This is a genomic window from Micromonospora solifontis (assembly GCF_003725545.1).
GTDB lineage: Bacteria > Actinomycetota > Actinomycetes > Mycobacteriales > Micromonosporaceae > Micromonospora > Micromonospora solifontis.
Window position 1 is genome coordinate 1 of sequence record NZ_RJLN01000039.1, and the last position, 24,890, is coordinate 24,890.

Annotated in this window: 20 protein-coding genes and 4 pseudogenes; 16 read left to right on the plus strand and 8 right to left on the minus strand. The window is 69.4% G+C overall.

What is annotated here, in order from left to right:
* Positions 1–130: 130 nt before the first annotated feature.
* The 8 genes and pseudogenes from EFE23_RS29560 to EFE23_RS15345 form a co-directional block, all read right to left on the minus strand.
* Positions 131–650, minus strand: a pseudogene (locus EFE23_RS29560) (site-specific integrase); the annotation flags it as partial.
* Positions 651–838: 188 nt separating this feature from the next.
* Entirely contained in the window at positions 839–2,899 is a 2,061-nt protein-coding gene (locus tag EFE23_RS15315; RefSeq protein WP_158675865.1) for a right-handed parallel beta-helix repeat-containing protein, read from the minus strand.
* A gap of 307 nt (positions 2,900–3,206) precedes the next feature.
* Complete coding sequence (locus EFE23_RS15320; RefSeq protein ID WP_123241605.1) at positions 3,207–5,288, minus strand: glycoside hydrolase family 36 protein; 2,082 nt, start codon at positions 5,286–5,288, stop codon at positions 3,207–3,209.
* Between the two features lie 37 nt (positions 5,289–5,325).
* Positions 5,326–5,475 (minus strand): annotated as a pseudogene (locus EFE23_RS28940) (ABC transporter permease subunit); the annotation flags it as partial.
* A gap of 76 nt (positions 5,476–5,551) precedes the next feature.
* Positions 5,552–6,106 carry a YesL family protein gene (locus EFE23_RS15330; RefSeq protein WP_123241606.1) on the minus strand — a complete coding sequence of 185 codons (555 nt, stop codon included), beginning with the start codon at positions 6,104–6,106 and terminating at the stop codon, positions 5,552–5,554.
* 142 nt (positions 6,107–6,248) lie between these two features.
* Complete coding sequence (locus EFE23_RS15335; protein ID WP_123241607.1) at positions 6,249–7,202, minus strand: carbohydrate ABC transporter permease; 954 nt, start codon at positions 7,200–7,202, stop codon at positions 6,249–6,251.
* 9 nt (positions 7,203–7,211) lie between these two features.
* A complete protein-coding gene (locus tag EFE23_RS15340; RefSeq protein WP_123241608.1) occupies positions 7,212–8,264 on the minus strand; it encodes an ABC transporter permease in 1,053 nt (350 codons plus the stop codon).
* 94 nt (positions 8,265–8,358) lie between these two features.
* Positions 8,359–10,053, minus strand: a complete 1,695-nt coding sequence (locus EFE23_RS15345; RefSeq protein ID WP_233600998.1) for an extracellular solute-binding protein — start codon at positions 10,051–10,053, stop codon at positions 8,359–8,361.
* A 284-nt stretch (positions 10,054–10,337) separates the two neighbouring features.
* Here EFE23_RS15345 and EFE23_RS29765 point away from each other — a divergent pair.
* The 16 genes and pseudogenes from EFE23_RS29765 to EFE23_RS15410 all read left to right on the plus strand — a co-directional run.
* Positions 10,338–10,580, plus strand: a pseudogene (locus tag EFE23_RS29765) (glycoside hydrolase N-terminal domain-containing protein); the annotation flags it as partial.
* A pseudogene (locus tag EFE23_RS29770) lies at positions 10,562–11,044 on the plus strand (glycosyl hydrolase family 95 catalytic domain-containing protein); the annotation flags it as partial. The pseudogenes EFE23_RS29765 and EFE23_RS29770, both read left to right, overlap by 19 nt.
* Positions 11,045–11,082: 38 nt before the next feature.
* Positions 11,083–11,217: a hypothetical protein gene (locus EFE23_RS29300; protein WP_255421142.1), complete on the plus strand. Its 135-nt coding sequence runs from the start codon at positions 11,083–11,085 to the stop codon at positions 11,215–11,217.
* 181 nt (positions 11,218–11,398) lie between these two features.
* Positions 11,399–12,403: a LacI family DNA-binding transcriptional regulator gene (locus EFE23_RS15355; protein ID WP_123241610.1), complete on the plus strand. Its 1,005-nt coding sequence runs from the start codon at positions 11,399–11,401 to the stop codon at positions 12,401–12,403.
* 67 nt (positions 12,404–12,470) lie between these two features.
* Positions 12,471–14,375, plus strand: a complete 1,905-nt coding sequence (locus EFE23_RS15360; protein WP_199737090.1) for a glycoside hydrolase family 127 protein — start codon at positions 12,471–12,473, stop codon at positions 14,373–14,375.
* Between the two features lie 26 nt (positions 14,376–14,401).
* On the plus strand, positions 14,402–15,928 hold the full coding sequence (locus EFE23_RS29305; RefSeq protein WP_123241611.1) for an alpha-N-arabinofuranosidase: 1,527 nt from the start codon (positions 14,402–14,404) through the stop codon (positions 15,926–15,928).
* Complete coding sequence (locus tag EFE23_RS15370; protein ID WP_123241612.1) at positions 15,928–17,616, plus strand: glycoside hydrolase family 43 protein; 1,689 nt, start codon at positions 15,928–15,930, stop codon at positions 17,614–17,616. The genes EFE23_RS29305 and EFE23_RS15370 overlap by 1 nt, the downstream gene beginning before the upstream one ends.
* A complete protein-coding gene (locus EFE23_RS15375) occupies positions 17,609–19,285 on the plus strand; it encodes a GH39 family glycosyl hydrolase (protein ID WP_123241613.1) in 1,677 nt (558 codons plus the stop codon). Before EFE23_RS15370 ends, EFE23_RS15375 begins: the two co-directional genes overlap by 8 nt.
* Before the next feature lie 323 nt (positions 19,286–19,608).
* The gene (locus tag EFE23_RS28180; RefSeq protein ID WP_158675868.1) at positions 19,609–19,746 is read left to right on the plus strand and encodes a hypothetical protein; all 138 of its coding nucleotides are present in this window, start codon (positions 19,609–19,611) and stop codon (positions 19,744–19,746) included.
* Positions 19,747–19,837: 91 nt separating this feature from the next.
* A complete protein-coding gene (locus EFE23_RS15380) occupies positions 19,838–20,140 on the plus strand; it encodes an urease subunit gamma (protein ID WP_123241614.1) in 303 nt (100 codons plus the stop codon).
* Positions 20,137–20,517, plus strand: a complete 381-nt coding sequence (locus tag EFE23_RS15385; RefSeq protein ID WP_123241615.1) for an urease subunit beta — start codon at positions 20,137–20,139, stop codon at positions 20,515–20,517. Before EFE23_RS15380 ends, EFE23_RS15385 begins: the two co-directional genes overlap by 4 nt.
* Entirely contained in the window at positions 20,514–22,217 is a 1,704-nt protein-coding gene (locus tag EFE23_RS15390) for an urease subunit alpha (RefSeq protein ID WP_123241616.1), read from the plus strand. Before EFE23_RS15385 ends, EFE23_RS15390 begins: the two co-directional genes overlap by 4 nt.
* Positions 22,217–22,909, plus strand: a complete 693-nt coding sequence (locus EFE23_RS15395; RefSeq protein WP_123241617.1) for an urease accessory protein UreF — start codon at positions 22,217–22,219, stop codon at positions 22,907–22,909. The genes EFE23_RS15390 and EFE23_RS15395 overlap by 1 nt, the downstream gene beginning before the upstream one ends.
* A gap of 88 nt (positions 22,910–22,997) precedes the next feature.
* Entirely contained in the window at positions 22,998–23,669 is a 672-nt protein-coding gene (ureG, locus tag EFE23_RS15400) for an urease accessory protein UreG (RefSeq protein ID WP_233600999.1), read from the plus strand.
* Positions 23,669–24,409, plus strand: a complete 741-nt coding sequence (locus EFE23_RS15405; RefSeq protein ID WP_123241619.1) for an urease accessory protein UreD — start codon at positions 23,669–23,671, stop codon at positions 24,407–24,409. The genes ureG and EFE23_RS15405 overlap by 1 nt, the downstream gene beginning before the upstream one ends.
* A gap of 104 nt (positions 24,410–24,513) precedes the next feature.
* Positions 24,514–24,888, plus strand: a complete 375-nt coding sequence (locus tag EFE23_RS15410) for a cupin domain-containing protein (RefSeq protein WP_123241620.1) — start codon at positions 24,514–24,516, stop codon at positions 24,886–24,888.
* The last annotated feature ends 2 nt before the right edge of the window (positions 24,889–24,890 follow it).

A 24,890-nucleotide genomic window follows, 5' to 3' on the forward strand; every position in this document is an offset into this window, starting at 1 on the left:
TCAGCAAGGCCTGATTCCGGGAACCGTGTCACTAGGCGTATCCGGCCGTCCCGCTATCCGGCAACGCTCTGACCTGCATCTTCCCGTGATCCATGTGCCTAGACCGCCCAACATCTGTGGAACCCAGGATGTCGTGCCACGCCTCGCCGGTTTTCTGTCTTGCCGCCTCCTGTTGGCGGTGGCGCCGCCGCAGCGCGGTGACGCAGATGGCCGGTAGCGGGAGGGGGGCGTCCGATTCCTCGGTCTTGGTAGCTCGGTGCAGGAGCTGACCGCGTACCCGCTGGAGTTGCCTGTCGATGACGAGCCCGATGTCGTACTGCTCCCGACAGTGCTCGCAGAATTCCTCGCCGTGCGGGGTGCAAGGCTCGTCCCAGCCGTTCCACTCGATGTGGTCCCAGGTGAGGCCGAGGACTTCACCTTGTGTGGGCCGAGCACGAGGACCAGGACGTAGGCGGCGTACGGGTAATCGTCGCCATCGCGGGATGATTCGAGGAACGCCCGTGCTTCCTCGCTGCTCCACGGCTTCCCTTCCGAGCGCGAATCGGTGGGAGCTTCGCGAGAGCCGCCACGTTCTTGACGACCAGCTCCTCCACCACGGCCGGTGAGAGCGCCGAGCGGAGAACAGCGCGGATCCCCTTGACGGTGCGAGCCGGACCCCCGCTAACTTCGAAGAGCCCTGTTTAAGGGGCGGCATCTGGAACCGGGCCGTCGGTGAGCAGCAGCCGGCGTAGTACCTCGCGATGCGGTCGCCGACGCCGAACAGGACGGCGAGGCGGCGTCCGCTCCGTCTCCCGGTGGTTCCGCTGAGGGCGATCTTGGAGCAAGACGCCCGGGATCGTCAGCGAGCCCGGGCCGGGGCTGCTGCGAGGGCTCGCCGGCCCGCCGGTTCTGGCGCGGTGAGTATCCGGGTGACGGGCGCCGATGCGGCGAACGGCCCGGGCACAACCTCACCCCGGAGGATCCCACAGAGGTCGGCGCCCAGGTCCAGGTCAGACCCGTCGGGGTTGGTGTAGCCCGACTCGGCTTGGTAGCTGGTCCCGAGGCGCTCGGTGGTCACCGGGGCGACCACGTGCGTGCCGCCCGGGTGGGTCACCTCGACGCGAAGGGTGCCGGCTGCGGTGTCGAGCACCTCGACTCGCACGGGTGATGCACCTGTGATGATGGCCGTGGATTCCGCGCGGAACGGCTCGGCGCCCTCCGCGTAGAGGTTGCCCTCGACCCAGACCGGGAGGCGCGGCCCGGCCAGCGCGCTGCCGTCCTCGTTCGGGTACTCCTGCGCCGTCGGATAGGCGTCGTACTGCGAGGTGCCCACCGGGGTGGGCACGAAGGTGGCCTGCCCGGGCACGCCGTCCATGTCGATCGCGCCGGACCAGAAGCTCGCGAGCGTCGGCTCCGACTGCGGTTCGGTGTGCTCGGCGCGCGCGTGGTCGCCGACGAAAACGTTGTTGTAAAACCGGTTGTCTCCACCGAGGATGTTCGAGACTCCGTAGACGGCCGTGGAGTGCGGGAGATGGTACGGGGTGTACCGCTGGTGCTCGGTGCAGTTCGCGATGCGACCGGCGATGTAGTTGTGGACGTAGGCGCCGCCGCTGGACATGTCCTTGACCGCCCACGGGGACAGGAAGAGGTTCGAGTCCACGAGGTACGGGCCGTGGCAGACCTCGACCATGAAGTCTTCGGCGGTGGAGGCGTAGAAGACGTTGCGCCGCACCAAGGTGCCCTGGGCCTGCCAGTCGAGCCACAGGGCTCGGTGCGTGTGATGGATGGTGTTTCCGCTGATCACGGTGTCGATGGCGGCATGCAGCTTGATGCCGGCCACCTCGGCGCCGTGCCACTGGCGCTTCACGTGGATGCGGAAGATGTGGTTGTCGCTGATGGTCGAGAACGCCGCACCCAGGTGCCCGACGATGCCAGCCTGCTCGCAGTCCCGGATCGTGTTGCGGCGCACCGTGTGGGAGCCGACGTGGTCCCGGTGCCACGGGTGCGGCTCGCCGGCGTCGGGCCCGCGCAGGGCGAGCGCCCGCTGGATCACCTCGCGCTCGCGCTGGGTGCCGCCCTTGGCTCCCTTCGGGCCCGCGGTGGCCTCGTTCTGCCCGGTGCTCGCCTCCTTGCCCAGGGACACGCCGACGTTCTTCGAGTCGGTGATGGTGTTGTCCTCGATCACCCAGCCCTTCGACCAGTGCGGGCCGATCAGGCCCTCCTGCAGCGCGGTGGGCGGGGCCCACTGCGTGGCGGCCTTCGTCAGGGTGAAGCCGCGCACGGTGATGTAGTCGATGCCCGTGGCGGCGGGCCAGAACACGAACGTGCGCGCGTTGATCTCGATCTCGTGCTCCGCCGGGTCGGCGCCCCCGAAGTTCGCCCAGATCGTGGTGACGTCGTCGCCCACCTCGCAGTACCAGGTCAGCAGCGAGCCCGCCTGGTCGAACGAGTCCACGGTGGCCTCGGGGTGTTCGACGCCGGCCATGGTCAGCGACTCGTACAACGACTTGCCGTCGAGATACACCTCGCCCGTGTGCCAGGCGTTGACCTGGTCGAAGAACCAGTCCCCACCGATGCGCTCGAGGTACGGGTTGCGCGACCCGAACAGGGAGTTCGGCACCGTCGCCACCCAGACCCGGCCCGCCGAGTCCGCGTGCGGATGCCAGTCGGCGATCACCTCAGCACCCGAGATCGTCACCGTCTCGAACAGGCCGTCCGCGCCCAGCGCAGCCTGGTAGGTAATCGGCGCAGCAGCCGTACCGCCGCGCGGCGGGTTCACCCACTCGCGGTACACGCCTTCGTGCACGACGACCGTGTCCCCCGGCTGAGCCAGCGCCGCGGCGGCACCGATCGTGAGCAGGGGGGCCTCCGCGGTTCCGGCGGCGGTGTCGGAACCAGACTTCGCGACGTGCAGCTCCACGCCGGGAACCTCGGCCTCAGGGACAGGGAAAGTAAGAGCGCTGCTGGCCATTGACGATCTCAATTCCTAGAGTTTCTATCGATACCTGGATGTCTGCGTCTGAGTGTTGCGAGACGATGGCGAGTCCAATGCCGCCAACGACTTTCTGGGATCCGTGAGAGACCTACGGCTCACTCTGAAGTGCTCGCAGAGCGCCTAGCGATCAGAAACTGCCGTCGCCACCCCACCTGGGGGCCGCGGCACCCGACTGCGACGTTGCGCGGCCAACCGTACGGCGGCCGGCGCGGACCGGGATTCCCGGCATATCTCACTCGATCTGCGTGAGCACCAATGCCGCGGCAGAGAACGGCTCATCCAGCTCCACGGCTACTAGTTCCTCGGTCAGCTTGACCACGCTCTCGCGGTGGGAGTAGAGGTCGCTGACCTCGTACCTCCCCGGTGGCAAAGGAACCTCGATCGGAGTTCGCTCAGCGGCTCCGAACCGGTGGGCTGCGACCAGGATCTGGGCGCCGTCGTTGGACAATCGCCGGACCGCCTGCCACCCTTCGGGGTGCCGATAGCTCCTCACCTTCGGTCCGAACCGGTGACTGACACCGTTCTTGATCACAGGGGCCGCCGACCTGTAGAAGGAGATTGCCCGGGAGACCACAGCCCACTGCTCGTCACTCAGTTCGTGGACCTCGCCCGATAGGCACATCCGGCCGAGCATGGTCGCGGTGAGCGAGTACGCAAGCCGCTGTGGGGAGTCCTGCTTGCGCAGCACTGCCCAGATCTGGCTCTGCCGCGGGAGCAGTGCGCGTTGCACGTTGGCGGCGATGATGGGGATCTCCGCGCACTCGTGGGCGTCCGAGAAGGACGACATGCTAGTGAGGGCCAGCATCGAGGGCTCCAGCCGGTGGCCGCCGGACGCGCAGTTCTCAATCACGAGCTCCGGCATCTCCTCGCGGATCGTCCGGAAGAAGCCCTGGACTGCGGCCATCTGCTGTCGCAACCCCTCACCGAGGGATTCTGCTCCGTCGCACCCGATTCCGATGCTGTTGTTGTAGTCGACTTTGAGATAGCCGAAGCCGTTGGCCTTGAGGAAGTCGATCATCCGCTCTTTGAGGTACCCGATCACGAACGGGTCGCGGAAGTCCCAGAAGCGCCGGTCGCCTACGGTGACGGGGACGCCGTCGCGCTTGAGCAGGTGGTCGGTTAGCGTGAATGACGTGGCCCGGGAGCCGACCGTCTCGAACTCGAACCAGATGCCGGGGATCATCCCGGCGGACCGCACGTGATCAAGCGCCTCGGTCAGCCCGTCGGGGAACGTTCGGCGGTCCAGTTCCCAGTCGCCGTGACCGTTGAACCATTCACTGCCCTCGGCCTTGTACCAGCCGCTGTCGATGACGAGATACCGGATCCCTTTGCCCGCAAGCCGGTCGACGATCGCCCCAAGGTTCTGCGGCGACGGCGAACCCCAGGTGGTGCAGTATTCGTTGAAGATGACGGGCAGAGCCTCTTCGACCGCGGGCACATCCAGGAAGAGCCGGTGGCGAGCCGTCAACCGGTGGGCGGCGTCGTCCACTCCACCCTGCGTGACCGTCAGGTACGCGACGGGGGTACGGAACTCCTCCCCGGGAGCCACGCTCTTCGTCCAGTGGCCCAGCTCACGGTCCGCCAGCCCGCCCGACAGGTTGAGGGCGGCGTCCGTGCGGCCCAGCTCGATCTGCCACGAGGCCGGGTGGGCAATCTGCACGCCCCAGCAGACACCAGCGCGGCTGTCCTCGACGAACGCCGTCGGGAAGAACCCCTGCACCGGCCAAGATCCGACCTGACCGAAGCGCAGACACCGACCCCAGCTGGCCCAGGCCGGCTCCAGGCCCAGGTCCTCGACGTGGTCAGACACCAGACGCCCCTCGCCCGACCAGGCGCTGCGCAGCCTGTGCAGAATCAGATCGCCGGGGGCGTCGCCCCCGGCGAAGGGCGTCAGACCAGTGAGCGAGAACGACGAGAGCAGCTCCAGCGTCACCGTGTCCGGTCCCTCGTTGCGAAGGACAGCAAATGAGTCCAGCGCGGCCTCGCCCGACTGCCACCGCAGATGGTGTTCGACGAGGCACCCTTGGTGCGTGCGCAAAAGCGTCACGACCGTGACACCGGCGTCGGTCGTGACCTCGCGCTGCGACACGAGGGTGAGCGTGGCGACAGTGCCGCCGTTCCGCAACGAACGACCAGCCGAACCGCCCGGGTATGTGTCACCGACGGTCTTGATCTGGACGAGCGAGTCGATGGCAGACGACTTCTCGGCGATCTGGCCTGCCATTGCGGCCGGGAAGAGCATCATTCCCACCGGCCCGCCCGGACCAGGCTGCAGGTAGCGGGCGATCGTGTCCCCGAGGACGTAGTCCTTCATGACCTCCACAACTACTCCTTTCAAAGACCCTGGCCAAGACGGCCTTCGACAGCGGCAGCACGATCCGGACGAAGATGCCGAACCAGCCGAGCCCGTCGATCTGAGCGGCCTCCTCGAGCTCGCGTGGCAGGCTCTCGAAGAACGACTTCGGCGGCGTGGACCCGCGGCGATCGGCGGTCCACGCCACTGACCGACATCGCCGGGCATGCTCAGCCTTGACGGAGCCGCACCCCGAGACAACTCAGGTCCACGGCTGGAGAGCGTCAAACCTCCGCCTCCTCCGGCTCCGGTGGCACGTACCCCCGGGCGACGAAGAACCGCTCGAGCAGGTAGCACCACCACAGGAGGATCAGGCCGGGTACCACGAACACCGCGGGCATGAAGTTCCAGATGGCGACGCTCCCGAGGACCACGGCGATCCCGAGCAGGAACGTCAGGCTGGGCGTCGTCAGCCCCAAGGTGAGCCCGTTGCGCACCTGGCGCCAGGTGGGGTTGGTGAAGCGGGCTACGAGGGGGAGGCACCAGAAGACCAGGAGCAGGAGGAAAAGTCCGATGACGAGGAGCGGCACCCAGACCTCGGCCAGCCCGAGAGTGGGCAGGTAGGAGAGCGTGAGGATGCCGACGGCCGCGACCGGGACGGCCAGCAGGCCGACGAGGGTCGCCTGCCTCCAGCTCTGCCGCAAGGCCTTCGTGGCGATGGCCCAGAGGCCTGCGTCCTTGCCCAGGACGTACCGGCGGCACACCTCGTAGGCGACCACCGTTCCCGCTCCCGCCGTCACGACAAGGCCGAGGCTCACGAGCCAGAACAGGCTGATCACGATGACGGAGCCGAGCGAGTCCAGGATGCGCCACAGTCGCGACGCGGGGTTGTAACGGAAGATGGTCGGGGCCTTTCAGTGTGCGGAGTTGCGGGCCCTAGGACGGGGTCGGCCTGCCGCGGTGGGCGGGAGGCCGACGCCATCAGCCCTTCACGGAGCCGATCATGAGACCGGACACGAAGTGCTTCTGCAGGAACGGGTAGACGAACAGGATGGGGACGGCCGCCACCATGGTGATCGCCGACCGCAGCGCGATCGGTGTGGTGACCTGCCCGCCAGAGGCCGCGCTGCCCGTGGCGGCCACGGAGTTCATGCCGGCGTTCATCGAGCTCGCCAGCAGCTTCTGCAACTCGTACTGCAGCGTGGTCAACGCCGGATCGCCCGAGTTGTAGAGCAGGGTGTCCAGCCAGGAGTTCCAGCTGCCCACGGCCACGAACAGACCCACCACGGCCAGCGTGGGCTTGCACAGCGGCATCACGATCTGCCACCACATGCGGAAGTCGCCCGCGCCGTCGATCCGTGCCGACTCGATGATCTCGTCGGGGATCGACTTCATGTACGTGCGCAGGATGATCAGGTTGAACGCGCTGATGATCGTCGGCACCCAGTAGGCCTGGAAGCTGTTCAGCATGCCCAGGTCCTTGATGAGCAGGTAGTTGGGGATCAGCCCGGCGTCGAAGTACATCGTCAGCACGAAGATCAGGGTGATCGGGCGGCGGAAGATGAACTCTTTGCGGCTGAGCGCGTAGGCGAGCATCGAGGTGAACAGCAGGTTTGTCGCCACCACCACGACCGTCTTCAGGACGCTCATGAAGAACGCCTGGTAGATCGTGGTCATGTTGAACACGACGTCGTAGTTCTGCAGCGAGAAGACCCGAGGCCAGATGCCGATCCCGCCACGGACGGCGTCGTTGCCGTCGTTCAGGGAGATGGCGAGCGTGTTCAGCAGCGGGTAGATCATGAGCGCCGCGAGGGCCAGCAGGAAGGTCGTGTTGAGCGTCGTGAAGATGATCCGCTCGGTCGTCCACCTGTGACGCGGTGACCTGTTTGGTGATGCGAGCCGCGCCAGAGGCTTCGCGACAGGGGTGCTTGACATGAAGTCCTCCTAGACCAGCGTCTCTTGGTTGAGGCGCTTGGCCGCTAGGTTCGCTGAGCCCACCAGGATGATGGCGACGATGGTCTTGAAGATGCCCGCGACGACGGCGAGGCTGTAGTTGCCCAGCTGGTAGCCATAGCGCAGCACGAAGACGTCGATGGTCTCGGACTTGTCGGACACCAGGCCGTTGCCGAGGAAGTACGGCAGCTCGAAGTTCGTGGACAGGATCCAGCCGCTGTTGATGATGAGCAGCACGACGATCGTGGGCCTGATGCTCGGGAGCGTGATGCTGAACATCTTGCGATAGCGGCCTGCTCCGTCGACCTCGGCGGCCTCGTACAGGCCCGGGTCGATCGCAGTGATCGCGGCCAGGTAGAGGATCGTGTTCCAGCCCAGCTCCTTCCACAGGTTCGTCCCGGCGACGATCTCCCAGAAGTAGTTCGGCTGGGTCAGGAACAGTACCGGATGGTCGACGAGGTGCAGGTTCATGAGGCCCTGGTTGATGAACCCGCCGGAGGAGGGCAGCGAGAGCGCCACCGATGCCAGGCTCGCCACGATCACCCAGCTGAGGAAGTGGGGCATGTACGTGATGTTCTGCAGGATCCGCTTGAACGGCAGGTTCTTGACCTCGTTCAGCAGCAGCGCTAGGACGATGGCCCCGAGGGTCCCGACGATCAGGGTCAGGACCGACTGTCCCATCGTGTTGACCACGACCCGGCGGAACCGCTCACCGTTGACACCGGTGAACAGGTTGTGGAAGTTATCGAGGCCCACCCACTGCTGGTTCCAGATGCTGCCGCGACCCGGCTTGTAGTGCTGGAAGGCGATCGCCCAGCCGTAGACCGGAACGTACTTGAACAGGATCTGGTACAGCAGCAGCGGGACGGACATCGCGAGCAGGGCTCGCTGCGCCCAGACCCTGTCCCAGGTGATCTTGCGCTTGGGATCCTTCGCTGCATTCTTTCGGGCCTTGCGCTTCTGGGCGCGCGAGCTGCTCGCGGGCTCCAGGGCCGGTTCGAGCCCGGTGGCGGTCACAAGGGTGCTGACCGTGGCGTCCGTCATCTGACCAACCTCGTCGTCAGGAGCAGTGGGTGGTAATCGAGAACCCAGTCGTGGTGGGGGGCGCACGCCGCCCACCACGACTGCTCGCGGACTGTTACCAGTTGGCCAGACGGTCCTTGATGCCAGCGTTGACTTGGTCCTCGTACACCTTGACGTCGACCTTGTGGATGGCGTCGAGGTAGGCCTGCCAGTTCTTTTCGAAGTCGGCGGGCTTGCCGGCGATGATCTTCGGCAGGTTCTGCACGCTGGTGTCGGTCAGCTGCTGGTTGACCTGGTTGGCCTCGTCGGAGAGCTTGATGTTCCACGCCGGGTAGTACTTGGGGTTCTCCGGCACCTTGTTCATGAAGTCAAGCCAGGTCTTCTTGTTGCCGTACTTCGCCATGAAGTTCTTGTCGTAGTCGCTCAGCGTCGCGTAGAACTCGGCGGGCTGGTCGTCGGGGCTGTAGGCGTTGCCGTCGGAGAACTTGCCGTTGTGCTTGGGCAGCATGTCGAGCAGCGCGTCGAGACGGTTGTGGGAACGCCAGGTGATGTCCTTGTAGTTCTTGCGCTGCTCGTCCGTGCGGGTGAAGACGCCGTCGGCGCCGACCTGGTAGTCCTCGCCAGCGATGCCCCAGGAGAGGATCTTCTGCCACTCCTCGCTGAGCATGGTGTCGAGGAACTTCAGTGCCTTCTTCGGCTGCTTGCTGGAGACCGAGACGCCGAACCCCTGGTTGATGTTCATGACGGGGCGGTCGGCGTAGTAGGGCTTCGCCCCGGGGTAGACGGGCATGAGGGGCACGTAGGTGTACTCGTCCTTGCCGGCGCTCTGCAGCGACTGGGTGGCGGTCGTGAAGTCCCAGCCCTGGTCGTGCATGCCGAGGACGGTGCCGGTGGCCAGCTTCGCGGTGTACTGGTCGTACGTCAGGGTGAAGGACTCGCGGTCGACGAGACCCGAGCTGTACTGCTGGTTGAGGACCTTGTAGAAGTTCTTCGCGACGTCCTTGTCGGCGTAGATCGACGCCTGGTTGTTGCTGTCGACGATGACGCCACCGTTGTTCGGGGAGCCTGCCAGCAGCGCCGGCGGGTTGGTCATGCCCCACTCTTTGCCCTTGGACGCCAGAATCTCGAAGCCGACGGTCGGGGCGCCGTTGGTCTGGGGATGCTTCGCCTTGTAGTCCGAGATGAGCTGGAAGTAGCGGTCGAGCGTCATGTTGCTGAGGTCCGGGTAGCCGGCGTCCGCGAGCACACGCTTCTGGATCCAGAACGCGGGACCGTAGTAGATGCCGCCGGTGACGTCGCCGTAGAAGCGGTTGTAGTTCGGGAAGATGTACAGGCCCTTGTCCACCTCGTCGCCCGAGTAGCTCATCTTCTTGATGTCGTCCTTGACGTGCGCGGCGAGGTTGGGGTAGTTCCCCGACTTCAGCATGTCGTCCAGGCGCAGGAGAGCGCCGCCCTCCAGGAAACGCTGCTTCAGGTCGCCGGTGCCGATGAGGTCGGGGTACTGACCGCCCGCGAGCGTGACACCAATCTTCTGGTCCTCGTTGTCCGGCGTGACGATCTCGTACTTGAGGGTGACACCGAGCTTGTCCTTGAGCAGCTTGGTGATCTTGTTGTCGTCTGCCGGGGCCTGCTGGGCCGTCGTGATCCAGACCGTGAGCGTCGTCGGGTTGCTGGGGCTCAGCGTTGCTGAGTCGTCCGTTTTTTTGTCCGGCGAGCAGGCAGGCAGGGCGATCAGTGCCATGGCCGTGGCGGCCACGGTGAGCCGCCGCCCGGTCCAGCGCAGGCCGCCGAGTCTTGGGGTGCGCTTCATGTGTCTCCTTACGGGAATTGTCCGGACGTCTCTGCTGTGGGGCAACTGTCCGGGCGATGTTGACCGGAAGCTGTGCGCTGCGGACACGAATTCGGCCTCGTGTCTTAATCCCGGCGTAATTTTAGCGATAAAGTAGAGAGGCGATCGGCTTCCGTCAAGCCCCGCGCACGAACCGAGACTCCGCCGTGACGTCCCGGTCCACACGCAAGGAGCCGCATGCGCCACACCCTCCAGAAACGACGCCCCCGCCGACGGGTTTGCCGACTGCTACCTGCTCGGTAACGGTGCCCTGGGCCGCCGCCGTTCACGGCCGCCCGGGCACTGAGCGTCTCGACCTCAACCTCGACACGCTCTGGTCCGGGGGGCCCGCCGCCCCCGGGGTCTGGTGCGACCCGGGAGACGTCGCGCCGCTGCGTGCGGCCGTGGCCGCAGGCGATCACCGGCGAGCCGACGAAGTCGCCCGGGCGCTGCAGCCGGACCGCTGGGTGCAGGCGTTCCAGCCCCTCGGATGGATCGAGTGGGAGCACGATCGGGCCCAGAGCGGCAAGATCTCGGCGGCCACGGCCGGGACACGGAAGATGCCGACCTCGTGTGCGAGGCGCGCGCCGCGCTGGGAAGGCTGCGTGCGCCCGCGACGTTCGGCGGCGTCCGGGGAGAGTGGGCGGACGACCTCGAGCCGCAGGAGCTCGGGCATCGGCACCTGTCTCACCTCTACGGAGTCTTTCCCGGCAGCCGGTGGGCCGCCATCGAGCCGGACGAGGAGGTCGAGGCGTCACGCGCCGCGCTCTCGCTTCGTCTTGCCGAGGGCTCCGGCTACACCGGGTGGAGCCAGGCGTGGGTGTTGTGTCTGGCCGCGCGGCTGCGTGACGGGGTGCGCGCCGAGCGCGCGATCGAGACGCTGCTGGGCCCGCTGTCGTCCCGCTCGCTGCTCGACCTGCACCCGCTCGAGGGATGGCCCGGCGGAGCGGTCTTCCAGATCGACGGGAACCTCGGTGCGGTCGCGCCGTCGATCTCGAGTGGCGCGACGGGGTGCTGTCGAGCGTGGTGCTCCACGCCTTGGCGACGCGTGAGGTGGTCATCGACGTGCCCGGAGACGGGCAGGTGCGCATCAGGCGCAGGGTGTCGGTGCAGGCCGGCGAGATGGTGACCATGGTGGCGCCGTAGGCGTGTCGGGTGCCCGACCGCGTCACCGGGTCACCAGAAGTTCGCCCCATCAGGCTCGTTGGACGCACTTGCCAAGCAGTATTTTATCGATAATATGACGGCACCCCGTGCTGTGGCCGGGCGGCGAGCGTCTCGTCAGGGGCTGCTGGGCTGGCAGAACCTCGCGGAAAGGAGAATACCCATGGTCACGATGGCGGACGTCGCCCGTGAGGCGGGCGTGTCGGCCATGACCGTGTCGAACGTTCTCAACGAGCGCCTCCCGGTCGGCGAGCCGACCCGTGCCCGTGTCATGGCCGCCGTCGAGGCTCTGGGGTACGAGGTCAACCTGACCGCGCGACACCTACGCGCGGGACGGACCGACACCGTCGCCTTCATCGTGCCCAGCTTCCACGACTACTTCGGGGAGGTTGCCGACAAGATCGCGCCGCTGATCGAGGCCGAGGGCCGGCACCTCGTCCTCGAGCGGACGAGCGGCAGCCCGGAGCATGAGATGGCGGCGCTGAGCGTCGCGCGACTCCAGCTCTACGACGGCGTCCTGCTGTCCGTCGCCGGCCTCGACCGCGACCAGCTGGACCGCGTGCGCACCTCCAAGCCCATCGTGCTGCTCGGCGAGCGTGACGTGCCCGACCGGTTCAGCCACGTGCGGCTGGCGAACGAAGAGGGCGCCCGCCTCGCAACGGCGCACATGATCGAGCACGGCTCGCGGCGCATCCTTGCGCTGGGCTGCACGTTCGACACCGCGCACATGATGACGTCGGACCGCCGCATTGGCTGGGAGCGCGCACTTCGCGATGCCGGCCTCGACGTCGACGCACGCTATGTCGTGCCCATCTCCACCTACACGCCGGCGGCCGCACGCGATGCCCTGCTCGATGTCGTCGCGTCCGGTCTGCCCTTCGACGGCGTCTTCGCCGTCACCGACGTCATCGCGCTCGGCGCCGTCGCGGCCCTGGCGGAGAGCGGGCTTCGTGTGCCCGTCGACGTCCAGCTCGCCGGGTTCGACAACCTCGACATGGCGAGCTTCGTCCCGCCCGGCCTCACCTCCGTCGATGCGAACCATGAAGGTGTCGCCGAGACCGCGGTGGGTCTGCTGCACCGGCAAATGGCGGGCTGGACCGGCCCGGCCGAGCACGTCGTCGCGCCCGTCCGTCTCGTGGTGCGTGGCTCCACCCGCGGTGGCGCGTAGGGCCGTGCACTCATGCGCGGAACGCCGCGCGCCCCGCTAGCCCGTTCCGGTCGAAGGAGACCATGCTGTGAGCGCCCCTGCGCGCACTTTCGCCGTGCGCGCCGTCCCCGCATCCCCGATCGCCGGGACGCGGCACCGGCCGCTGCCGATCCCGTCCGTGCGCCTTGTCGGTGGTCCGCTGGCAGCCTGGCAGCAGCGGAACGGCGAGGCCACCATCCCGCACTGCATCGAGCAGTTGGATGTCTCCGGTGTCCTCGACAACTTCCGCCGGCTCCTCGGGGAGTCGGACGCGGAGTTCCGCGGCCTCGTGTTCGCCGATTCCGACCTCTACAAGGTGATCGAGGCCGTCGCGTGGGAGATCGCCCGCACCCGCACGCGCGCGTTCGACTCATGGCTCGACGACGTCATCGCCCTGGTGGCGCGCGTGCAAGAGCCCTCCGGGTACGTGGACACGTGGATTCAGGGCGTCGCACCGGAGAAGAAGTTCGCGGCGCTCGAGTGGACGCACGAGATGTACGTCGCCGGGCACCTCATCCAGGCGGCCGTCGCACTGGTGCGCGCCGCCGGACGCACCGACCTGCTCGACGTCGCCCGCCGTCTCGCCGACCTGCTCGTCGAGCGGTTCGGTCCCGGGGGCGAGGACCGGATCTGCGGACACCCCGAGATCGAGACGGCGCTGGTGGAGCTGTACCGGCTGACGGGGGAGCGCACGTACCTTGACCTCGCATCCAGAATGATCGACCTGCGCGGCCACGGACTGCTGCCCGCCGGGTCGCTCGGAGCCCACTACTTCCAGGACCACCGCCCGGTGCGCGAGTCGACGGCCGCCGTCGGACACGCCGTCCGGCAGCTCTACCTGAACGCCGGCGTGACCGACGTGTTCGTCGAGACCGGCGACGACTCCCTGCTGCGGGCCATGGACGCCCAGTGGAACAGCGCGCACGACCGCAAGATGTACCTCTCGGGCGCGTTCGGATCCCGCCACCGAGACGAGGCGTTCGGCGACGACTACGAGCTGCCGTCCGAGCGCGCTTACGCCGAGACGTGCGCCACCGTCGCCGACCTGCTGTGGACCTGGCGGATGCTCCTGGCCGACGGCGGCGCCGGCACCGCCCGGTACGCGGAGACCATCGAGCGAGAAGTTCACAACGCGCTCGCGGCCGCCGTGGACGCGACCGGCACCCGGTTCTTCTACGCCAACCCGCTGCAGCAGCGGCGCGACCACCACTCGGAGGAGAACGCGCCCCGCGAGCGGGCGCCCTGGTACGTGTGCGCCTGCTGCCCACCGAACATCGCCCGCACCGTCGCTCAGCTGAGCGCCTACGTCGCCACCGTCACCGACGGCGCGCTCTGGCTCCACCAGCTCGCGGACGCGGAGATCGACCTGCCCGCCGAACTCGGGACGGGCACGGTCCGGATGGTCACGGGCTATCCCGCCGACGGACGGGTCGAGATCCGCGTCGAGGGTGACGTCGTCCCCGGCGCCGAGCTGTCCGTGCGCATCCCCGGATGGTCGCCGCGCTCCACCCTGGTGGGCCCCGACGGCCCTCGCGAGTGCGGTGGCGACGGGTACGCCCGGGCGCCGCTGGAGCCGGGTGCCCGCTACGTGCTCGACCTCGACCTGACGCCGCGGCTGACCACCGCCCATCACCGCGTCGACGCGCTGCGCGGAGCGGTGGCCGTCGAACGGGGACCAGTTGTGTACTGCGTCGAGCAGGCGGACCTGGATGCACCGTTCGACGTCGACGACCTCGCGGTCCTGCCCGCGCCGATCACCGTCGGCGAGCGCGACACGCTCGTCCTGAGGTGCCGCGTGATCAACGCCGCGGACGGCCTCTACGGCCCCGACACCGCCACCGAGTTCGGCGACGAGCACGCGGTGACAGCGATCCCGTTCTCGACCTGGGGCAACCGCGCCCCCGGCCCGATGCGCGTCTGGCTTCCGCGAGCTCCTCGCGGAGGCCTGCAATGACGGAACACGCAACTGATGGGAAGACAATGACGACGACCACGACCGCAGTGATCGACCTCGACCTGCCCGGCGCCACGATCAGCCGGCACGTGTACGGGCACTTCGCCGAGCACCTGGGGCGGTGCATCTACGGCGGGTTCTGGGTGGGTGAGGACTCGCCGGTCGCGAACGTGCGGGGCATCCGCTCGGACGTGGTCGAGGCGTTGCGGGCGATCTCGATTCCGAACCTGCGCTGGCCGGGCGGCTGCTTCGCCGACGACTACCACTGGCGGGACGGCATCGGCCCGCGCGAGAGCCGCCCGCGGATGGTCAACTCGCACTGGGGCGACGTGGTGGAGGACAACGCGTTCGGCACGCACGAGTTCATGGACCTGTGCGAGCTGCTCGGTGCGGACCCGTACGTGTCGGGGAACGTGGGGTCCGGGTCGGTGGCGGAGATGTCGGACTGGGTGGAGTACCTGACCCGGGCGGACGACTCACCGATGGCGGCGCTGCGGCGGGCGAACGGGCGCGAGCAGCCGTGGCGGGTGCCGTTCTGGGGCTTGGGCAACGAGGCGTGGGGCTGCGGCGGCAACCTGCGCGCCGAGCAGTTCGCCTCGCTGGCCCGGCAGTACGCGACCTACACCCGCAACCACGGCGGCAACCGGCTGTACCGGATCGCGGCGGGCGCGAACGAGGCCGACCTGCACTGGACCGAGACGCTCCTGCGCTCGTTCGACGACCTGGCGGCGGATCCGGCCGAGCCGGCGGGCCCGTTCCAGGCCGTGTCGCTGCACTACTACACGATGGCCGGGTCGTGGTCGGACAAGGGCGACGCCACCGGGTTCAGCACCGACCAGTGGTACGTGACCATGGCCCGCGCCCGGCGCATGGAGGAGCTGCTCACCCGGCACTCCACGGTCATGGACCGCTACGACCCGCACCGCAAGGTCGGCCTGGTCGTGGACGAGTGGGGCACGTGGTGGAACGTGGAGAAGGGCACCAACCCCGGGTTCCTGTACCAGCAGAACACGCTGCGCGACGCCCTGGTCGCCTCCGTGCACCTCGACGCGTTCCACCGTCACGCCGAGCGCGTGGTCATGGCGAACATCGCCCAGACCGTCAACGTGCTACAGGCCATGATCCTCACCGACCCCGACACCGGGGCGCTCGTGCTCACCCCGACGTACCACGTCTTCGCCATGAACACCGGCCACCACGACGCCGCCGCCCTCGCGGTGCACCTGCGCGACGTCGAGACCCGCGCTGTCGACGCGACCGAGCTGCCGCTGGTCTCGGCGTCCGCGTCGGTCAAGGGCGACACCGCCCTGGTCTCGCTGTCCAACCTCGACGCCGAGACGGACCGCATCCTCGTCCTGGACCTGCGCGGCCGCGACGTCGTCGGGCACACCGCGCGGGTGCTGACCGCCACCGCGCTCGACGCGCACAACACCCCCGAGCAGCCCGACGCCGTCGCCCCCACCGACCATGCCGGGGTGCGCCCCCACCCCCGAGGGCTCGAGGTCGACCTGCCCGCCCACTCCTACGTCACCGTGGCGCTCGAGCTGCGTTGATGGACCGACCGAACCTGAACATCCGCGACGGCGGGGCGGGGGCAGGCTTCACCAACCCTGTCATCTTCGCGGACGTGCCCGATCCGGACGTCGTCTTCGACGGCCGGTACTACTACATGGTCAGCACGACGATGTACTTCGCGCCGAGCGTCCCGATCATGCGCTCGAGCGACCTGGTGCACTGGTCCATCGCTGGGTATACAGCGGCGATCCTCGACGACACGGACGCGCTGGCGCTGCGCAACGGCCAGGACGCGTACGCCCAGGGCAGCTGGGCAGCGAGCATCAGGTTCCATGACGGGACCTACTACGTGTCGGTCGGCAGCCTCACCACGCAGCGGACGTACATCTACTCGACTCCCAACATCGAGCGCGGGCCGTGGAGCAGGTCGGTGCTCGACGGGTACGCCCACGATCAGTCGCTGCTGTTCGACGGCGACGACGTCTGGCTTGTCTACGGTGGCGGGTCGATCGACCTGCGCAGGCTGCGGCGACACGAGGACGGGACCCTTGCCTGGGACGGCCCGGCGACGCGGCTCGTCGAGGACGCCAACGTCGACCAGACCAGCGGTCTGAATGCCGAGGGCGCTCACGCGTACAAGATCGGGGACTACTACTACGTCTTCATGATCGAGTGGCCGTCGGGTGGCATCCGCCAAGAGGTGCTGTGGCGGTCGACGTCACTGACGCCGCAGTCGGCGGGCGGCGTGTGGGAGGGCCGGGTCGTGCTCAGCCAGGGCGTGACGGTCGGGGGCCGACCCGGAACCGGCGTGGCCCAGGGTGGAGTCGTCCAGACGCCCGACGGGCAGTGGTACGCCATGCTGTTCCAGGACGAGGGCCCGCTGGGTCGTTCGCCTCAGCTCGTTGGCGTGACCTGGGATGACGACGGGTGGCCGGTGTTCGCTCTCAATCCGGAAGCGCCCGCCGCCGCCGCACGGACAGCCGGTGACGGGGCCGCCGTCGTCGCCTCGGACGACTTCGACAACCTCCTTGAGCGTGCGGGCCACTGGAACACGGCCAACGCGGACCTCCTGGCAGAGTCCGCCGAGAACGCATGGAACGGGTCGGACCTGGGGCTCCAGTGGCAGTGGAACCACAACCCGGACAACCGGTTCTGGTCGCTCACCGAGCGGCCCGGACACCTGCGGCTGACCACGGGCAGCGTCGCCTCGAGCATCCTCGATGCGCGCAACACGCTCACCCAACGCACGCTCGGACCCACGAGCTCCGGCGCCATCTCGCTGGACGTCTCGCACATGAAGGACGGGGACGTCGCGGGCATCTCCGCCTACCAGCGCAAGTACGGATACATCGCCGTGACGATGGAGGCCGGGACCAAGAGCCTGGTGATGCGCCGGGCAGGCGGCGACGGCGTCATCGCCTTCACCAGCGCACCGGTGCCGCTGCGGGCGGACGTCGTCTACCTGCGCGCGGACGTCGACTTCCGGGATGCCGTCGATACGGCGTCGTTCGCGTACTCGTACGACGGCAGCAACTGGACGTGGCTGGGCGACACCATGCAGATGCAGTACGACCTCGCGCACTTCACCGGGTACCGGTTCGCCCTCTTCAACTACGCCACTGCCGAGCCCGGGGGATACGTCGACGTGGACTGGTTCCGTGTCAGCGACACCACCGGGCTCGCAAACCCTACTCGCCGACAGAGCGAAGGAGCTGTCCATGACTGAGCAGGCGACGTCAGCCCTGCTGATCGACGGGCAGGCACCCGCCGAGGTGCCGCTGCATCACGTGTGGAACGAGTGCGTCGGTGCTGGCCGCGCGAACGAGGCGTTGCGGGCGGACTGGCAGGCGCACTTCCGCGAGGCCGTCCAGGTGCTGGGCGCCCGGCACGTGCGCTTCCACGGCCTGTTCCACGACGACATGTTCGTCTACCGGACGGACAACGGCGGCGGCTTCGGCCCGAACCAGCCGCTGCCCGAGCCGGTCTACACGTTCGCGTATGTCGACAAGGTGTTCGACGCGATCCTCGACGCGGGCGCCCGCCCGTTCGTGGAGCTCGGGTTCATGCCGCGCCAGCTCGCCACCCAGACCGAGACGCTGTTCTGGTGGAAGGCGCACTGCAGCCCGCCGAAGGAGATGGGCCGCTGGGTCGCGCTGGTCGACGCCACTGTGCGGCACTGGATCGAGCGGTACGGCATCGACGAGGTGCGGCAGTGGCCGTTCGAGGTGTGGAACGAGCCGAACCTCGTGCCGAACTTCTGGACCGGGACGCGCACCGAGTACTTCGAGCTGTACGAGGCCACGGCGCGCGCGATCAAAGCCATCGACCCCCGGCTGCGGGTCGGCGGCCCGGCGACGAGCGTGTTCGTGCCCGACGCCCGTTACTCCGGAGAGACCCACGACCCGTCGCTCGAGGTCGAGACCGCGGTGGCCACCGACCCCGACGAGCTCGACTGGCAGCCGGTGTGGATCCACGAGCTGATCGAGTACTGCGCGCAGCGCGGGCTGCCGGTCGACTTCCTCTCCACCCACCTGTACCCGACCGACTACGCGGCGGACTCCCTGGGCAACGTCAGCGCGATCACGCGCCAGAAGGACGCCACGTACGTCGACCTGCAGGTCCTGCGCACGATCATCGAGAACAGCCCGTACCCGGACGCCGAGGTGCACATCACCGAGTGGTCGACCTCGCCGTCGAGCCGCGACGCGATCCACGACACGCTCTTCGCCGCCGCGTACATCGTCCGGGCGTTCCTCAAGGGCGCGCCGCTGGCCGACTCGATCTCCTACTGGACCTTCACCGACGTGTTCGAGGAGGGCGGCGGCGGCATCGGCCCCTTCCACGGAGGCTTCGGGTTCGTCAACGAGAACGGCCTGCACAAGCCGACGTTCCACGCGATGGCCATGCTCCACCGCCTCGGTGACCGCCTCCTGGCCGAGCTGCCCGACGGCGCCATCACCCGCTCGTCCGCGACGGGTGACGTGTCGGCCATCTTCTACAACTACCCCGCCGAGATGGGCACGACGGGGCTCGCGTCCCGCAACAGCTACGCCGAGACGCGAGCCCTCGCCGAGATGGGCCCCGAGCGCCGCGTCCGGCACCGGGTCGAGGGGCTGCGCCCGGGCACCGAGCTCACCGTGGAGATCCTCGACTGGGAGCACGGGAACGTCGCCGAGGCCTGGTACCAGATGGGCGCCCCGCTCAACATCACGCGGGAACAGACCGCCGAGTTGCGCCACGTCGCCGACGGCCTCCACCGCAGCACGCTGACCGTCGGCGACGACGGCGTCCTCGACATCGACCTCACGCTGCCCGCCTGGGCGGTCGCCTCGGTCGCGCCGACGCTCCCCGGCGGCCGGCGCCCGGATCGGGGGGCGACGAGCCAGGCAGGATGAGGCCATGACCAGACTGCTCGTGCCCGAGCTCGAAGCGCGCCGGCACCTCATCGAGGGGTACGCGCAGTTCCCGGACGTCCCCGAGGACGTCACGAACCTTTGGAAGGCGCCGTTCGGCCCGAACGAGGAGTGGGACCTGTGCGTTGCCGAGCAGACGATCGACGGCCCGCACGACCCGGTGTCCGTGCGCCTCTTCTATGAAGCCTTGAACCTATCCACTGTAAATAGACGCGCGTGGCGATGGGCAGGCCGCCCCCGGTCATCCGACGCCGACGCCGGCACGGCTCGATCCCCTCATCCCGAGCACACTGTTGCCCCCGCCGGTGGCGATCCTCTACGGTCTGCTGAAGCGGTGGGCGGTGCGGTCCGCATCCGACCGACACCGCCGGATGCCCGTCGCGCGGGCCGGGATGGTGGAGTCCCGGGCCACCCCGTCGGCGGTCGTCGCGGCGGTCGTGTGACTCCAGCTCGTTCTCCGGGTGGTGCTGCCCGGCGCGGCTCCGTGCGGAGCCGACGGCGAGCGGGCCACGCCGATCCCCACCGGAGAATCCCGTGTTCCTCAGCCCGCACGAGCAGGACCGCCTGCTTGTCCACGTCGCGGCCGACGTTGCTCGCCGCCGCCGCGAGCGCGGCCTGCGACTCAACTATCCCGAAGCCGTCGCGATCATCACCGCCTTCCTGCTCGAAGGGGCCCGCGACGGGCGGTCGGTGGTCGAACTCATGTCCGCCGGCCGGACGGTGCTCGGCCGCGAGGACGTCCAGGACGGCATCCCCGAGCTGCTGAGGGAGGTGCAGGTGGAGGCGACGTTCCCGGACGGTACCAAGCTCGTGACGGTGCACCACCCGATCCCGTGATCCCCGGGGAGATCCTGCCGGCGGCCAGCCCGGTCGAGATCAACGTGGGTCGGCCGGTGACCACCCTGGTCGTGGTCAACACCGCCGACCGTCCGGTGCAGGTCGGCTCGCACTACCACTTCGCCGAGGCCAACCCGGCCCTGATGTTCGACCGGGCCGCCGCCTGGGGCCAGCGTCTCGCCGTTGCGGCGGGTACCTCGGTCCGGTTCGAGCCGGGCGTGAGCCGCAACGTCGAGCTGGTCCCGCTCGGCGGCGCACGCGTCGTGCCCGGCCTCCGCGGCGAGTGCGCCGGGCCGTTGGACCAAGCGTCGCCGACGGCACCGGGAACGGACGCGCCGACGAGCGGGGCGCCGACGACCGACGGGCCGCTGCGGTGAGCGCCGTGCGGCGGGACCGCTACATCGACCTGTACGGGCCGACCACCGGCGACCGCATCCGGCTGGCCGACACGAGCCTGCTGATCGAGGTGGAGACCGACCACTGCGTGGGCGGCGACGAGGCGGTCTTCGGCGGCGGGAAGGTGATCCGCGAGTCGATGGGCCAGTCGCGGGCGACCCGCGCCGAGGGCGCCCTCGACACCGTCATCACCGGCGCGGTGGTGCTCGACCACTGGGGCGTGGTCAAGGCCGACGTGGGTCTGCGCGACGGGCGGATCGTCGCCCTCGGCCGGGCCGGCAACCCGGACACCATGCCCGGCGTCCACCCCGAGCTGGTCATCGGCCCGGCCACCGAGGTCATCGCCGGCAACGGCCGGATCCTCACGGCCGGCGCCGTCGACACCCACGTGCACTTCATCTGCCCGGAGATCGTCACCGAGGCGCTGGCCAGCGGCATCACCACACTCGTCGGCGGCGGCACCGGCCCCGCCGAGGGCACCCGGGCCACGACCGTCACCCCGAACGCCTGGCACCTGGCCCGCATGCACGAGGCGCTGGACATGCTGCCGGTCAACGTGCTGCTGCTCGGCAAGGGCAACACCGTCTCGCAAGAGGCGCTGTGGGAGCAGTTACGCGCCGGCGCGGGCGGTTTCAAGCTGCACGAGGACTGGGGCACCACACCGGCGGCGATCGACGCCTGCCTGCGGGTGGCGGACGCCTCCGGGGTGCAGGTGTCCATCCACACCGACACCCTCAACGAGGCCGGTTTCGTGGCCGACACGCTGCGGGCGATCGCCGGACGGGCCATCCACTCGTACCACACCGAGGGCGCGGGAGGCGGGCACGCGCCGGACATCATCACGGTGGCCGGCGAGCCCAACGTGCTGCCGTCGTCGACCAACCCGACCCGCCCGTACACCGCCAACACCCTCGCCGAGCACCTGGACATGCTGATGGTCTGCCACCATCTCAACCCGTCCGTGCCGGAGGACCTGGCCTTCGCCGAGAGCCGCATCCGACCGTCCACCATGGCCGCCGAGGATCTGCTGCACGACCTCGGCGCGATCTCCATCATCGGCTCCGACGCCCAGGCGATGGGCCGGGTGGGGGAGGTGATCATGCGCACCTGGCAGAGCGCGCACGTCATGAAGGAGCGGGTCGGCGCGCTGCCCGGCGACGGCGCGGCCGACAACCACCGGGCCCGCCGGTACGTGGCGAAGTACACGATCTGCGCGGCGATGGCGAACGGGCTGGACGCCGAGATCGGCTCGGTCGAGCCGGGCAAGCTGGCCGACCTGGTGTTGTGGGATCCGGCGTTCTTCGGCGTACGACCGCACCTGGTGCTCAAGGGCGGCATGATCGCCTACGCGCAGATGGGTGACGCCAACGCGTCCATCCCCACGCCGCAGCCGATGCTGCCGCGCCCGATGTTCGGGGCGTACGGCGCCGCGGCGTCGGCCACCAGCCTGGCGTTCGTCGCGCCGGCCGCCCTCGACGCCGGGCTGCGCCTCGACGTGCGGCGACGGGTGGTGCCCGTCGCCGACGTGCGCTCGCGGGGCAAGGCCGACCTGCCGGAGAACGACGCGATGCTCCGGATCGAGGTGGACCCGGACACCTTCACCGTGCGGATCGACGGTCAGGTGGTGGAGCCGGACCCGGTGTCACGCCTGCCGATGGCCCAGCGGTACTTCCTGTTCTGATGGCGACGTCGAGCCTGCTGCTGCTCCTGGCCGACGGCCGCTTCCCGGCCGGCGCGCACGCCCACTCCGGCGGCCTGGAGGCCGCCGTCGCCGCCGGCCGGGTCACCGACCTGGCCTCGTTGGAGGCGTTCCTGGCCGGCCGGCTGGCCACCGCCGGGCTGGTCGGCGCGGCGTTCGCGGCGGCGGCACACCGGGCGATGACCTCGGCCGGTCCCGCCGTACGCGGGTCCACGCTGGCGTTGCTCGACGCGGAGCTGGACGCCCGGACGGCGGCACCGGCGCTGCGCACGGTGTCCCGTCGCCAGGGACGGGCCCTGCTGCGCGCCGGCCGGGCCATCTGGCCGGCGGCGTCCTTCGACGACCTGCCCTGCACACCTGGCGGAGCGCACCAGCCGTTGGTGCTCGGGCTGCTCTGCGCCGCCGCCGGCCTGAGCCGCGCCGAGACCGCCACGGTCGCCGCCCACGGGACGGTGACCGGTGCGGCCAGTGCGGGCGTACGCCTGCTCGGCCTCGACCCGTACCAGGTCCAGGCCCTGCTGGTCGGTCTCGCCTCCCGGTGCGACGGCACCGCCGCCGAGGCGGCCCGGGCCGCCGACGACCCACCCGAGCGGCTGCCCGCGGCAGCCGCTCCCCTTGCCGACATCCATGCCGAAGCTCATGCCACCTGGGAGGTGCGTCTCTTTGCGTCCTGACACCGTTGTGCCGACCGCTGCGCCCACTGCCGACCCGAATCCTGCCCCGCACGACGAGACCGTTCCGCACACCCATCCCGAACCGGGGGTGGACCCGCATCCGCCGCTGGCACTCCCCGGCCGGGCGCTGCGCGTCGGCATCGGCGGGCCGGTCGGGTCCGGCAAGACCGCCCTGGTCGCAGCCCTGTGCCGGGCGTTCGCCGGCGAGCTGCGACTCGGCGTGGTCACCAACGACATCTACACGACCGAGGACGCCGACTTCCTCAAGCGGGCCGGCGTGCTGGACCCGACCCGGATCCGCGCCGTGGAGACCGGCTGCTGCCCGCACACCGCCATCCGGGACGACATCGGGGCCAACCTCGACGCCGTGGACGAGTTGGCCGAGGCGGTCGGCCCGCTGGACCTGGTGCTGGTCGAGAGCGGCGGGGACAACCTGACCGCCACGTTCAGCCGGGGCCTGGTGGACCGGCAGATATTCGTGGTCGACGTGGCCGGCGGGGACAAGGTGCCGCGCAAGGGCGGACCCGGGGTGACCTCCGCCGACCTGCTCGTGATCAACAAGACCGACCTGGCCCCCATGGTGGGCGCGGACCTGGCCGTCATGGACCGGGACGCGCGGGCCCGGCGCGGCGACCTGCCGACCGTGTTCCTGTCGATCGTCGGCGACCCGACGGCGGGGCGGGTCGCCGACTGGATCCGCCACGAACTGGCCCACCACGCGGCCCTGCACCCGATCGCCGCGCGGGTCGGCCCGGCCTGATGCGCGCGCACGCCCGGCTGGTGGCCCGGGCCGACGGCCGGGGCGGCACGGTCCTCGCCGAGCTGCGCGGCGAGACGCCGCTGCTGCTGCGACAGACGCCCGGGGACGGTCGAGTCGTGACCGTGTACGTCGTCGGCGGGGCGGCCGGCCCGCTCGCCGGCGACGACCTGCGCCTGGAGATCGACGTGGGACCGGGGGCGGCGGTGCGGGTGCACACCGTCGCCGCCTCGGTCGCCCTGCCCGGCCGGCCCGACGTCGTGTCGCGGATGACGGTCGACGCCGTGGTGCACGACGGCGGCGTCCTGCACTGGCTGCCCGAGCAACTGGTCGTGGCGGCCGGCTGCGCCCACGTCGCCGAGTCCCGGGTCGAGCTGGCCGCGGGGGCGAGGCTGACTTGGCGTGACGAGGTGATCTGCGGCCGGTACGGCGAGGCCCCCGGAGCCGCCGTCGTACACACCCGGGTCGACTACGACGGCCGGCCGCTGCTGCGCCAGTCGCTGGCCGTGGGACCGGGCGCGCCCGGCTGGGCCGGCCCCGCGGTGCTCGGCGGCGCGCCGGCCACCGGGTCGCTGCTGGTGGTGGACCCGTCGCGCCCCGCCGAGCCCGCGACGGTCGAGGGCACCCTCGCCCGGCTGCCCCTGGCCGGTGGTCCGGCGACGCTCTGGAGCGCCACCGCGCCCGATGCGCACACGCTGCGCGCGCACCTCGGCGATGCGGCCCTCGCCGAGGTCACCGCCTGATCCGGTACGCCGTTGTGCGGCATCTCGGCCCCCGGCGGTCGGGACGCTCCTATCCTCGGAAAGCGTGCGATCGCCGGTCGCCGGATCGCCCACAGGAGGCCGTGATGAGTGGCAAGGCTCGACCCGAGGCCATCAGTCCGACAGCCGTGCAGGGCGCTCCCGGGCTGTGGCGCGTCGACCTCCAGCGGCACGATCTCAGCATCGAGGGCCGTGAGGTCATCCAGAGTCGGGTCGAGTTCGAGCCGGACTCGCCACCATTCAAGCACTTCCACCCCGGCGAGGAGATCATCTGTGTGCTTCAGGGGTCGCTGGAGTACACCCTCGAAGGTCAGCCGCCGGTGGTGTGCACCGTCGGTGACGCCCTGACCGTGCCGTACGGCGTCCACCACCAGGCCCGCAACGTCGGTGACGGGGTGGCCGTCGAGCTGGCCACGTACGTCGTCGAGAAGGGCAAGCCGCTGCTCACCAAGGTGGAGTGAAG